The 624-nt window shown below is 51.4% G+C and carries 1 protein-coding gene; it reads left to right on the top strand.

What is annotated here, in order from left to right; translation table 11 throughout:
* A partial coding sequence (locus tag AC1DRJ_RS31510; RefSeq protein ID WP_477805544.1) for a DUF1214 domain-containing protein occupies nt 1-426 on the top strand: 426 nt, incomplete at its 5' end.
* Nucleotides 427-624: the final 198 nt, after the last annotated feature.

Here is a 624-nt window from a genome sequence, read left to right as displayed (position 1 = left end):
ATTTATGGCAATGATGCTGTCGAAGCCGTGTATCCCCTCGCTCACAACGATGCGAACGGTAATTTACTTTATGGCAGTCACCGTTACACACTCACCTTTGCAGCCGGACAGCTCCCTCCAGCAAATGCATTCTGGTCAGTCACAATGTACGACAGCAAGCGTCAGCTATTGATCAAAAACCCGATCAACCGCTACCTCATCAATTCACCAATGTTGTCCGGCCTTAACAAGAATGCGGATGGCTCGCTTACTCTCTATATCCAGAACGAACCTCCCTGCAAAGAGAATGCAGCAAACTGGTTGCCAGCCCCCGACGACGCCATTTACCTCGTCATGCGTCTCTACTGGCCGAAGACGCACGCGCCTTCCATACTTCCAGCGGGTTCCGGTACCTGGTCACCACCAGGCATCGTGCAGATACAGTAAACAACTGATTTCATCCGTGCGGTTGCGGTGCCATGACTGGAGATTTGAATTGAGCCCTTTTCTCATCGCGCTGATTGCTTTTGCATGTGTATTCAGCAGCGCACTGTTGGGTCTTTACATACGGACGTTATTGCCAGCACACCACCTGAGCGATGAGTCCATTGCCGTTGTAAAACTGGCGACCGGACTGATAGCGAC

It is taken from the genome of Pseudomonas sp. P5_B2 (genome assembly GCF_056400445.1).
Note: the sequence above shows the minus strand (reverse complement) of the source record. Positions and strands in the feature narration are given on the sequence as shown.